Origin of the sequence: Frankia gtarii (assembly GCF_025403375.1) — a bacterium.
Taxonomy (GTDB): domain Bacteria; phylum Actinomycetota; class Actinomycetes; order Frankiales; family Frankiaceae; genus Frankia; species Frankia gtarii.
This window is the reverse complement of the sequence record NZ_JAMPTM010000213.1, coordinates 1-11509: the sequence shown is the minus strand read 5'-3', so window position 1 is coordinate 11509 and position 11509 is coordinate 1. Positions and strand designations below refer to the sequence as shown.

Annotated in this window: 10 protein-coding genes; 7 read left to right on the top strand and 3 right to left on the bottom strand. The window is 74.9% G+C overall.

Annotated features, from left to right (window positions below):
- A partial coding sequence (locus NBZ83_RS24035) for a GDP-mannose 4,6-dehydratase (RefSeq protein WP_261560418.1) occupies window positions 1-124 on the bottom strand: 124 nt, incomplete at its 3' end.
- A 66-nt stretch (window positions 125-190) separates the two neighbouring features.
- Window positions 191-2413, bottom strand: coding sequence for a bi-domain-containing oxidoreductase (locus NBZ83_RS24030; protein WP_261575850.1), 2223 nt, complete (start codon window positions 2411-2413; stop codon window positions 191-193).
- A gap of 172 nt (window positions 2414-2585) precedes the next feature.
- Between NBZ83_RS24030 and NBZ83_RS24025 the strand changes: the two genes are divergently transcribed.
- The 7 genes from NBZ83_RS24025 to NBZ83_RS23995 all read left to right on the top strand — a co-directional run bounded on the left by NBZ83_RS24025 (window position 2586) and on the right by NBZ83_RS23995 (window position 10316).
- On the top strand, window positions 2586-3701 hold the full coding sequence (locus NBZ83_RS24025) for an MraY family glycosyltransferase (RefSeq protein WP_261575849.1): 1116 nt from the start codon (window positions 2586-2588) through the stop codon (window positions 3699-3701).
- The gene (locus tag NBZ83_RS24020; protein WP_261567635.1) at window positions 3698-4648 is read left to right on the top strand and encodes an NAD-dependent epimerase/dehydratase family protein; all 951 of its coding nucleotides are present in this window, start codon (window positions 3698-3700) and stop codon (window positions 4646-4648) included. The genes NBZ83_RS24025 and NBZ83_RS24020 overlap by 4 nt, the downstream gene beginning before the upstream one ends.
- Window positions 4649-4717: 69 nt before the next feature.
- Window positions 4718-6076 carry a glycosyltransferase family 4 protein gene (locus NBZ83_RS24015; protein WP_261567634.1) on the top strand — a complete coding sequence of 453 codons (1359 nt, stop codon included), beginning with the start codon at window positions 4718-4720 and terminating at the stop codon, window positions 6074-6076.
- Window positions 6073-7866, top strand: coding sequence for an FkbM family methyltransferase (locus NBZ83_RS24010; protein ID WP_261575848.1), 1794 nt, complete (start codon window positions 6073-6075; stop codon window positions 7864-7866). The genes NBZ83_RS24015 and NBZ83_RS24010 overlap by 4 nt, the downstream gene beginning before the upstream one ends.
- Entirely contained in the window at window positions 7863-8015 is a 153-nt protein-coding gene (locus tag NBZ83_RS24005) for a hypothetical protein (protein WP_261567632.1), read from the top strand. The genes NBZ83_RS24010 and NBZ83_RS24005 overlap by 4 nt, the downstream gene beginning before the upstream one ends.
- A gap of 133 nt (window positions 8016-8148) precedes the next feature.
- Window positions 8149-8373, top strand: coding sequence for a hypothetical protein (locus tag NBZ83_RS24000; protein ID WP_261575847.1), 225 nt, complete (start codon window positions 8149-8151; stop codon window positions 8371-8373).
- Window positions 8370-10316 carry a heparinase II/III family protein gene (locus NBZ83_RS23995; protein ID WP_261575846.1) on the top strand — a complete coding sequence of 649 codons (1947 nt, stop codon included), beginning with the start codon at window positions 8370-8372 and terminating at the stop codon, window positions 10314-10316. The genes NBZ83_RS24000 and NBZ83_RS23995 overlap by 4 nt, the downstream gene beginning before the upstream one ends.
- A gap of 163 nt (window positions 10317-10479) precedes the next feature.
- On the opposite strand, the gene NBZ83_RS23990 is transcribed toward NBZ83_RS23995, so the two are convergent.
- On the bottom strand, window positions 10480-11509 hold a 1030-nt coding region (locus tag NBZ83_RS23990; RefSeq protein WP_261575845.1), incomplete at its 5' end, for an NAD-dependent epimerase/dehydratase family protein.

Below are 11509 nucleotides of genomic sequence, written 5' to 3'. Positions count from 1 at the left end.
CCGCCACCTTCGGGTTGGACTGCCCACGAACCAACCCGAACACCTCATAACCCTTCGCGGTCAACAACTCACCCAGATACAACCCGTCCTGACCGGTAATCCCGGTAATCAGCGCACGCGGCACGTCATCACCCTTTCTTGCGCCAGCCGGGCAGGCGGCGGCGTTCGTCGTCACGGGAAAAGATTCCGATCAAGCCCTGGGGGCACCGGGGCTGCACACCGCCTCGACGCCGAGCGCGTCGGCCGCGGCGAGCGTCGCCCGGCTCGACGCGAGCAGCTCCGCGGTCACCGCCGTGTCGCCTCCGCGGCACATCCGCAGAAAGGCGGCCGCAGCGTCGCGATGCCCCTTGTCCTGGGCCCCCTTCCACACCGACCGGCCGTCGACGACGAGCTCCCGGTAGTCGTCGATGCGGGCGTGACGGGTCCCCGCCAGGGCCTCCACCTGTTCCTTGCGGGCTCCGCGGGGCCGGGCGGAACTGTAGGCCACGGTCGACAGCGACCCGTCGGCGTGCCGCAGCGACACCGCAAGGTCGGAGGCGAGCAGCAGCTCGGCCTCCCGCCCGGCGAGCGCCGCGACCGCCTCGACCTCGCTGCCGGCCAGCGCCGCGCAGGTGTCGACGAAGTGGCACACCTCGCCGAGCAGGCGGCCCCCCTGGACCCGGTCGTTGTACCAGTGGCCGGCCGGCACCCCGCCGGCCGCGATCCGATAGACGATGGTGAGCGGGCCCGTCCGCGCCGCCAGGGCCGTGCGGGCGGCGCCGACCACGGGCGAGAACCGCCTGTTGTAGCCGACGACGAGCACGCCGCCGCCGGCCGCCGCCGCCTTCTCCACCCGGTCCAGCTCGTCGAAGGTCAGCGCGAGCGGCTTCTCGCACCACACGTTCCGTCCCCGCTCCAGCGCCCGGACGGCGAGCTCGGCATGCGTGGCGTGCGGCGTGGCGATCACGACGACGTCGATGTCGTCGTCGTCGAGGACGGCGTCGGCGCCGGCCACCGCGCCGGCGAAGCCGTACCGGTCGGCGAACGACCGCGCCGAGCGGCCGCCGGCGGAGGCGACCGTGACGAACTGGTCGAATCCGGCGGCCCGGAACGCGGGCAACAGCACCGTTGCGGAGAACGCCCCGGCGCCGATCCAGCCCACCCTGCTGCCGCGACGCCCCGCCGCGGCTCCACGCTGGTGCGGCAGCCGGGGACGCCGACGCGGGCGCGGCGCGGGAAGCTGGACCGCCTCGCCCGCGACCTGCCCGCCCGCGACCTGCTCGGGCTGGCGGCTCCCCGGCAGGGTCGGAACCGCGGCCGGGTAGTCGAAGCGGATGGCGAGGTACGGCTCGCTGCGGTCCGCGACAAGCTGGTAGGCCTGCGGCGCGGCATCAATGGGAAAGGCATGCGTGACCAGGTCGTCCACGCGTAGCCGGCCGGCGGCGAGCAGGTCGAGCACGGCCTCCTGGTTGCGCCCCTCGGTCCAGCGCACCTGCCCGGCCGGGTAGTCCACCCCCCAGTCCTCGTACCCACGCTCGTAGCGCCCCGGCCCGTAGGAACGGGCGAAGCGCAGGGTGAGCTCCTTGTCGTAGAACGGCGCACGCAGCAGGCCCAGGCCGACGTCGCCGATGACGACGAGCTGCGCACGGTCGCGGGCCAGCGCGGTTGCCCGCATCACCGGCTCCGCCGAGCGGCCGGCCGCGCAGATGAGCACCGTGTCGGCCCCACGGCCCCGGCTCCAGGCCCGCACCGCGGCGGTGGTGGCCTCGCCGACCTCGGGAAGCGCGTGCACGCCGACCGCCGCGGCGGTCGCCAGCGGCAGCTCCGCCAGGTCGATGCCGGCCACCTCGCAGCCGCTGGCCAGCGCCAGCCGGGCGGCGAGCTGGCCGACCAGGCCCAGGCCGACGACGACGACCTTCGCCCCGGGCCCGACCTCGGCGAGGCGCAGCCCATGCAGGGCGATGGACCCGATGGTGGCGAACGCCGCCGCCCCGGGCTCCACCCCGTCGGGCACCCTCGCGCACAGCAGTCCGGGAACGGCCTGGAACTCGGCGTGGTTGGCCCGACCCGCGCCGCCGGTGGCGACGAGGTCACCGGGGCGGATGCCGGCGACCGCGGAGCCGACCTCGACGACCCGGCCGCAGCCGCTGTAGCCCAGCGGCACGTCGCTGCCGAGCCGGTCGCGGACCGACCGCGCCGCCGGCACCAGGCCGTCGGTCCGAGCCTTCTCCGCCACTTTGCGCACCAGGTCGGGGCGGGCCCGCGCCTTGGCCAGCAGCCCGGATCGGGCGAGTTCGGTGACGGCCCGCTCGGTGCCGGCCGACACGATCGTCGCCGCCGTCGCCACCAGCACCTCGGTCGGACCGATGATCGGCACGGGCACGTCGAGCACCCGCACCGCTCCCCCGGATGCCGCCTGAACCACTTGTTTCATCGCGCGAACCTCCGGTGAGCGTCGGCGAGCCCGGCCCCGGCCGGTGGCGGCCGACGGGCGGCCGCGCGGGACACCCGCACCCGCATCGTGCTGCGCAGTGTAGTTGATGCATTACATTCAGCAATGAACGTCGCTCGTACTCCACCCGACGTGTCAGAGCCGGAGGAACGCCGTGCTGGGAGCGCCGGCCGCCGCGTGCATCGTCACCCTGGCGGCGACCCCGATCGTCACCGTCTACATGCACCGCCTGGCCGCGATCGACGAGGTCACGGCGCGCTCCTCGCACCAGACGCCGACCCCGCGCGGCGGCGGCATCGCCGTGGTGCTCGGCCTGTTCACGGGCGTGATCGTCACCGTCCTCACCCGCGGCGGCGCCGATTCCCCCGACCTGCTGCCACCGACCGCCGCGGCCACCCTGTTCGGGCTGATCGGGCTGGCCGAGGACATCGGCGGGGTCACCGCGAAGCGGCGGCTGGTCCTGCACACCGCGGCGTCGTTCGTCGTCGCCGCGATGGCGGTGCTGGGCGCGCTGCTCGGGGACCCGGCGCCGGGCCTGCTCACCGTCCTGCTGGTCACCGTCGCGGCGCCCCTCTGGATCACCGGCTTCGTCAACGTCTTCAACTTCATGGACGGGGTCAACGGCATCTCCGCGGTCACGGCGGCGCTGGCCGGCGGGGCCTGCGCGGCCCTGGGCGCCACGCATGACCTACCCACGCTGACCGTCGGCGGCATGCTCGTCGCGGCCTCGGCACTCGGCTTCCTGCCGTTCAACTTCCCCCGCGCCCGGATCTTCCTCGGCGACGTCGGCAGCTACGCGTTGGGTGCCGTGCTCGCCGCGCTCGCCGTCCAGGCAGTGCTGGCCGGCATCCCGCCGGAGCCGGCGCTCGCGCCGACCGCCCTCTACCTGGCGGACACCAGCACGACGCTGGCGCGGCGGATCCTTGCCGGGGAGCAGTGGTACTCCCCGCACCGCTCGCACGCCTACCAACGGCTGGTCATCGCCGGCTGGTCGCATGTGCGGGTCACCGGCCTGGTTGCCGCCACGACGGCACTGCTCATCGTGCTGTCCCTGGCCGCCTTCGGCCCGCTGGCCGGGCGGCTCGCCGCGGACGCCGCCGCGGGGTTGGTGCTGCTGGCCTACCTTCGCGCGCCCCGGTGGGCGGCGCGGCGCGGCCCGTCCGGCCCGTCCGGCCCGTCCGGCCAGCCCGCCCGACTGCCGGCGCAGCGGCGGCCGGTCCCAACCGACGACTCCTCGGACCGCCGGGCCGCGCCGGGGAGCGCCCGATGACCAGGATCGCCCTGTTCGGCGCCACCGGTTTCATCGGCGCCGCGTGCGCGGCCGCACTGGCCGACGCCGGTCATGAGGTGCTGCCCCGTCCGGCCCGCCGGCTGTGGGCCGACAACGAGACCCTGACCCACGACCCCCAGCGCGCGTACCGGCCCCACCTGGCGGGGCTCGTGGCCGAGCTCGACGGCGTCGAGGCGGTCGTCAACGCCGCGGGGGTGGCGATCTCCGCGGCCAGGATGTCACCCGAGCTCGTCGGGGGTAACGCCGCCTGGCCCCGCCTGCTTGCGGACGCCTGCCAGCAGGCGGGGGTCCCCCGGTTCGTCCACGTCAGCACCGCCGCGGTGCAGGGCCGGACGGACCGGCTCGACGAGAGCCTGCGCTACGCGCCGGTGAACCCCTATGCCCGGTCGAAGACCCTCGGCGAGCAGCTGCTTCGTGACGCGGCGGCCGCCGACCGCGTCGAGGTGACCCTCTACCGACCTCCCTCCGTGCACGGTCCAGAACGGCGGATGACGACCGCCTTCGCCGCGTTCTGCCAGCGCTGGCCCCTGGTGACATGCGGGGACGGCGACCAGCCCGTGCCGGTGGCGCTGATCGGCAACGTCGGCGCGACGGTCGCCGCGATCCTGGCGGCGGACAGCGCGCCCCTGGTGGTCTCCCACCCGTACGAGGGGCACACCGTGCGCACCCTCTACGAGACGTTCGCCCCGGGCCGCCCGCTGCGCCCGCTGCCGACCCGGGCGGTCCGGCGGCTGCTGCGCGCCGCCGAGCCGACCGGGCAGTGGCTGCCGCCGCTGAGCGCGGTGTGCCGGCGAGCGGAGCTGCTGCTGTTCGGCCAGAGACAGGAGCGGAGCTGGCTCGACGCGCACGACTTCCGGCTGCCGCTCGGGCAGCCCGCCTGGGACGAGGTCGCCGCGGCGACACGCGGACGGCCGCACTCACGCTAATCACTTGAAGTGAGGTCTACGCTACTTTTAGTAATTATTATTGATGCTGACGGCTGGAGGTCGAACCAGGTGTCTTCCCTGCTCGGCAGCCGCGTCCTGGTGGTGACGCACTATTTTCCGCCCGAGATCGGGGCACCACAGGCGCGGTTGTCGGAGACGGCCCGGGCGTGGGCGGCCGACGGCCTCGACGTCACCGTGCTCACCGGCATGCCGAACCATCCCACCGGGGTGATCCCGCCCGAGTACCGCGGCAGCTGGCTGCGCACCGAGCGGGTCGACGGCTACCGCGTCGTACGCACCCGGCTGTACGCCACCCCCAACGAGGGCGTGGTCCGCAAAACGCTGTCCCACCTGTCGTTCATGGTCTCCAGCGTCCTGCTCGGCGGCTGGCGGGCCGGCCCGTGCGACGTGGTGGTGGTGTCCTCACCGACCTTCTTTCCGCTGGGCTCGGCGTGGCTGCTCGCCCGGCTGCGGCGGGCCCGGCTCATCGTGGAGGTGCGCGACCTGTGGCCCGCCATCTTCGAACAGCTCGGCGTCATCACCGACCCGCGCGTCCTCGGCCTGCTCGAACGCCTCGAGCTGGCCGCCTACCGGGCCGCCGACGCCGTCGTCACGGTGACCGAGGGCTTCCGCGACGACATCGTCCGCCGCGGCATCACTGCGGACAAGGTGCACGTCGTGCGCAACGGCGTCGACCTCGACCGGTTCCGCCCCGACACCCCCGCGCCGGCCGGCCTGCGCGCGCGGCTGGGCGCGCCGGGTTCGGAGACGCTCGTGCTCTACATCGGCGCCCACGGCATCTCGCACGGCCTGACCTCGGTCGCCGACGCCGCCGCCCGCCTCGGCGACGCACGGATCCGGTTCGCCTTCGTCGGCGAGGGCGCCGACAAGCGCCGGCTTGCCGAGCACGTCCGCGGCCTGGGGCTGACGAACACGCTGCTGCACGACGGCGTGCCCCGCGAGCAGGTGCCGGGCGTCGTCGCGGCCGCCGACGTCTGTGTGGTGCCGCTGCGCGACGTGCCGATGTTCGACACGTTCATCCCGTCGAAGATGTTCGAACTGCTCGCCGCCGGGCGGCCGGTGATCGGCGCGGTCCGCGGCGAGGCCGCCCGGATCCTGACCGCCGCCGGGCAGATCGTCGTCCCCCCGGAGGATCCCGAGGCACTGGCGACGGCCGTCGCGCACCTGGCCGCCGACCCGGACCGACGGGCGCGGATGGGACGGACCGGCCGGGCGCACGTCGAGCGGCACTTCGACCGCGACGAGCTGGCCCGGCACTACCGCCGGCTGCTGTTCGACGACGCCGAACCGGCCCGCCCCGACGGCGACGGGCGGCCGGACGCGACCGTCCCGGCACGGCGGGAGTCGGCCCCGGTCCCGGCCACCCCGCAGACGGCGAAGGCACCCGCACCGGAGGCATTGGCATGAAGATTCTGGTCACCGGCGCGACGGGCTTCCTGGGCAGCAGGGTGGTTCCGCGTGCGCTTGCGCAGGGGCACGAGGTCGTCGGACTGGCACGCAGCACCACGGCCGCGGCGGCGCTGCGCAACCAGGGGGCCGCGACCGTCGCCGGCGACCTCACCCGTCCGGCCGGGCTGACCGCGGCGTTCGCCGAGGCGGGCTGCGCGGCTCTGCTCAACCTCGCCTCCCTCGGGTTCGGCCACACCGACGCAATCGTGTCCGCGACCCGGGCGGCGGGCATCCACCGCGCGGTGTTCCTGTCCACCACCGGGATCTTCACCTCGCTCGACCCCCCGTCGAAGCGTGTGCGGATCGCCGCCGAGCACACGATCAGGACGAGCGAGCTGGACTGGACGATCATCCGCCCGACGATGATCTACGGCGGGCCGGACGACCGCAACATGGCCCGCCTGCTCGCGCTGGTACGCCGGGTCGGTGTCCTGCCGCTGCCGGGCGGCGGGCGGCGGCTGCACCAGCCGGTGCACGTCGACGACCTGGCCGCGACCGTGCTGCGGGCGCTGAGCGCCGACGCGGCGATCGGACGCAGCTACGACGTCGCCGGGCCGCGGGCACTGTCGTTGCGCGAGGTCGTCGCCGCAGCCGCGGCAGCCGAAGACCGCCGGGTGTACTGCGTCCCGGTTCCCGCCCGACCGGCCCTCGCCGCCGCCCGCGTCTACGAGCGGCACGCCACCGCGCCACGGCTGAAGGCCGAGCAGATCGCCCGCCTCGCCGAGGACAAGGCCTTCGACATCGGCGCCGCCATGCGCGACCTCGACCACCGGCCGCGGCCGTTCGGCGTCGGCATCGCCGAGCAGGCCGCCGCGGACCGCCAGGCCGCCGGACGGCTCGCCCCGGCGGCGGACCGCCCGGCGAGTATCCGGCCCGACCGGCTGCGCCGGCTGGCCCGCGACCTGCACGCCGTCGCAGCCGTGGCCGGCGGCCCCACGGCGCTGCGCTTCGCCGCCGCGATCGCCCGCCACGCCCCGGCCGTCCTGCGCACCGGCACCCTCGACGCCGCCGACCGCGCCATGGCCCAAGGCAGCCACACGTATCACCCGCTGCCAGGCGTCCACGTCATCCTGCCCGGCGGTGCGTTCGGGGGCGCCAGGGAGATGTACTGCCGCGGGGTCTACCACGCGCTGCCCGGCTTCGCGCCGACGGCCGACGAGATCGTCGTCGATCTGGGGGCGAACCAGGGCCTGTTCTCGGTGCTGGCTGCGCGGGCGGGCGCCGACGTCATCGCCGTCGAGGCGCAGCGCGGGTTCGCGTCCGTGTTCGTCAACCACGCGGCCGTCAACGGCGTCTCCCACCGCATCCAGCTGCTGCACGCCCTGGTCGGGCCGTCGACCGGGGTGTTCGCCGACGAGCGGGCACGCCACGGCGCGACCCACTGGGGCGGCGACGTCGAGCGGCTGACGATGAGCCAGGTCCTGGAGACCGGCGGCGTCGACCGGGTGGACCTGCTCAGACTCGACATCGAGGGCTCCGAGTTCGCCCTGTTCGACGAGCCGGGCTGGCTGAATGCGGTCGGCCGGATCGTGATGGAGGTGCACCCCGGATTCGGCGACCCGGCGACCCTCGTCGGGCGGCTGCGCCGGCACGGGTTCGAGGTGACCCTGCTCGACAACGACCTGCGCCGCGTCGGGGATCTCGGGGGGGCCTCGTCGGGATACCTCTACGCCCGGCGGGCCGAGCGGTCGGCGGGCATCCCGGCCGCCGGCACGCCCGCCCCGGTATCCGCCAGGGTGCCCGGGTGAGCCCGATGGAAGGCCGGGTCCTCGTCGACTGTGCGGAAGCCCGGATGGGCGCCACGCTCACCCTGACCTCGCGGCCCGAACCCGCCAACCCGTTCGATCCCGCGGACTACGTCACCTGGCTGCTCGATGCGGAGGAACCGGCGCTGTGAACGCACGAAGCCAGTCACCCATCGCCCCTTCGGGCCGATCTCGCCGCCCGGCGGCCGCCGGGGCTGGCCCATCCCCCACGACGCGGCCAGGCCCGTCGCGGCCGGCTCGGTGCCCGCGCCGCGGTCCGTTCCGGTGACCGCGATCATCCTCGCCCGCGAGGAGGCACCGAACATCGTCCGGGCGATCGTCTCCGTCGGCTGGTGCGAGCAGGTCGTCGTCGACTCCGGCTCGACCGACGGCACGGTGGAGCTCGCGCGCCTCAGGACCCGCCCGCCGGGTCGAACCGTGGCCAGGGAAGGCACCTGCGCACGGCCGGCCGGACCGGCCGGCGCCACGACGGGACCGGTCGGCCTATGACCCCGTCGACGAACCTAGGTCGTTACCTGCGCACCGTCGCGCGCCTGCGGCCGCACCAGGTCGCCGCCCGCGTGCGGCTACGCGGGCAGCGCGCCGTCCTGAGCCGCCATCCCCGCCTGGCCGGGGCGGTGCTGCGCGGCCGCCCGTCCCCGGGACGGTGGCCGGCCGGCTTCGTCCCCGTGGACGAGACCTGCCCACCCGCTGGTCCGACCGTCGACGGGCTCGCCCTCGGCCGGCTGACCCTGCTCGGCCACACCCGTCCCCTCGGTCACACCGATCCGTCCGGCCCCGTTCGCGACCTGGATGAGGACCCGGGCCGCTGGGACTGGGAGCAGGCCGATGCCCCGCTGCTGTGGCGCTATCACCTGCACTACTGGGACTGGGCCTGGGCGCTGGCACCCGGTGGCGATCGGGAGCGCGCCCTGTTCGCGCGGCTCTACCTGGGCTGGCGCGCCGCGGTCGCCGTCGGCCATCCGGTGGCCTGGTCGCCGTACGTCGCCTCGCTGCGGGCCTGGACGCTGTGTGCGCTCGGTCCGACACTGGCCCGGGACACGCCGGCGCGGGACGTGCTGCGCGCCGATCTGGGCCTCCACCGATCGTTCCTGCGGGTCCATCTGGAAACCGACGTCGGCGGCAACCACCTGCTGAAGAACCACAAGGCGCTGATCGCGCTGGCGATGGCGGCCGACGACCCGCGTGAGCTGGACCGCTGGGTCGACGCGCTCGTGCGTGAGACCGGCCGGCAGGTACTCGGCGACGGAGGTCACTACGAAAGGTCACCGGCCTACCACTGCCAGGTCCTCGCCGACCTCGACGACGTCGCCGGGCTGCTCGCCGCGGGCGGGTGGCCGGTGCCGACCGAACTGTTCGACGCCATCACCCGGATGCGCGCCTGGCTCGGCGCGGTGCTCGGCCCGGACGGCTCGGTACCGCTGCTCAACGACGGGTTCCCGGTGCGCCACGACCTCCTGCGCCGGCTACTGCCCTCCGTGCCGGCCCAACCGCCTGCGCCCGGCCCCGAAGCCGACCCCGCCGGCACCGGCACCTCCCGCCCCGCCATCGCCGTCGCCCGCCCGGGCGTTCCCGCCGCGGGTGCGGGGGGACCGGGCCAGGCCGGCGGGCTGCTGCTGGCGGACAGCGGGCTGGCGGTCCTCACAGCCGGCGGCTGGCACCTGCTCGCCGACGTCGGCCTGCCCTGCCCCGACGACCTGCCGGCGCACGCGCACGCGGACACCCTCGGCTTCCTGCTCTGGCTGGACGGCCGACCGCTGCTCGTCGACGCGGGCACCTCGACCTACGCACCCGGGCCGCGCCGCGACGCCGAACGTGGCTCCGCCGCCCACTGCACCGTCACCATCGACGGCGCCGACTCGACCGAGGTCTGGGGTGCGTTCCGCGCCGGCCGCCGGGCCCATCCCACCCTCGTCACCATGCGTCACCGTGATGGGACGGCGACCCTGACCGCCGGCCATGACGGCTACCGTCACCTGCCCGGCCGGCCCATGCACTGGCGCACCTGGCGACTCGACGCGGACGGCCTCACCGTCGTCGACCGGATTGGCGGCGGCGGCCGGCACCGGCTCGCCGTGCTGTTCCAGTTCGCACCCGGGGTGACGCTGACCGCCGCCCGCCGCCCAGGGCCGGGCACCCCGCAGGAACCCGCCGCCCTCGACGTCACCACCCCCGCCGGACGGCGACTGCTGCTGCGCACCGGCGGACCCGGCCGGTGGCACGTGCGCATGACCCGCCGAGCGGTCGGCTGGGAACAGACGGTCCTCGCCCCCACCGCCGAGTTCCGGCTGGAGGCCGACCTGCCCGTCGAGTTGCACGCGACGCTGACCGCCCGCGGGGCCGACGGCGCCCGCCCGGACCTCGCCGGCCCTGTCCACACCACCAGTCCCGTCGACGCCTCACATCCCGTCGACGCCGGCCTGGGGCGCTGACCACCCCTCGAAGGTCATCCCGTTGGTGAGCGGGCCGCGTGAGGCCTGGGCCGGACCGGTGGGTTTGGCGGTTCCGGACACGGCAGACGTCATTCACTATTTGTAGTATATAGATTACTTTTAGCAATAAAACCCGACCACCACCGAGTCGGCGGACGTCCCCTCAGTCGCCGCCCGCACGGGAGCGTGACGCCCGGCTCTGCCGCGGCACGAGCGCCGACGGCAGCCCGGCCGCCCGGTTCCGGAACCAGTCGACGGTCCGACCCAGCCCGTCCGCCAGGTCCACCCGGGGACGCCAGTCGAGCACCTCCCCGGCCAGGGTGACATCCGGCCGGCGCACGCTGGGATCATCCGGGGGCCGCGGGACGAAGACGATCGGTACCTGCTCGTCGCACAGTCGCACCACCAGCCGAGCCAGCTCCAGTACCGGCAGTTCCCGCGGGTTGCCGAGATTCACCGGCCCCGGATGCTCGGCCTCGACCATCCGAACCAGCCCGGCCACGAGGTCGTCGACGTAGCACAGCGAGCGGGTCTGCGAGCCGTCGCCGGCCACGGTCACCGGCCCGCCGCGCAGGGCCTGGGTGATGAAGGTCGGCACCGCTCGGCCGTCGTCCGCGCGCATGCGGGGGCCGTAGGTGTTGAAGATCCGCACGATGCCCGTCCGGGTGCCGTGGGTGGCGCGGTGCGCGGTGGTGAGCGCCTCGGCGAAGCGCTTGGCCTCGTCGTACATGCTGCGCGGGCCGACCGGGTTGACGTGCCCCCAGTAGCCTTCCGGCTGCGGGTGCACCTGCGGGTCGCCGTACACCTCGGAGGTGGATGCCAGCACGAACCGGGCCTGCTTGCGCCGGGCGAGCTCCAGCAGCCGGCGGGTGCCCCAGGCCCCCACCGCGAGCGTCTCCAGCGGCAGCGCCCGATAGTCCACCGGCGACGCCGGGGAGGCCAGGTGCACCACCGCGTCGATCGGCCCGGCGACGTCGAGGGGGCCGTCCGCGTCGAGAGGCCCGTCGACGTCGAGGGGCCCGGTGGCGTCGAGGGGGCCGGTGACGTCGCGGCGCAGCAGCCGGAAGGCGGCCAGCGTCCGCAGCGGGTCAATGTTCTCCGGCCGGCCGGTGAGGAAGTTGTCGACGCAGATCACCTCGGCCCCGCCGGCCAGGAGTCGCTCGCACAGATGGCTGCCGAGGAAGCCCGCCCCC

Coding starts and splice junctions, on each gene's coding strand:
- NBZ83_RS24030 (WP_261575850.1), bottom strand. CDS start 2,413: ATGAAACAAGTGGTTCAGGCGGCATCCGGGGGAGCGGTGCGGGTGCTC.
- NBZ83_RS24010 (WP_261575848.1), top strand. CDS start 6,073: ATGAAGATTCTGGTCACCGGCGCGACGGGCTTCCTGGGCAGCAGGGTG.
- NBZ83_RS23995 (WP_261575846.1), top strand. CDS start 8,370: ATGACCCCGTCGACGAACCTAGGTCGTTACCTGCGCACCGTCGCGCGC.
- NBZ83_RS24020 (WP_261567635.1), top strand. CDS start 3,698: ATGACCAGGATCGCCCTGTTCGGCGCCACCGGTTTCATCGGCGCCGCG.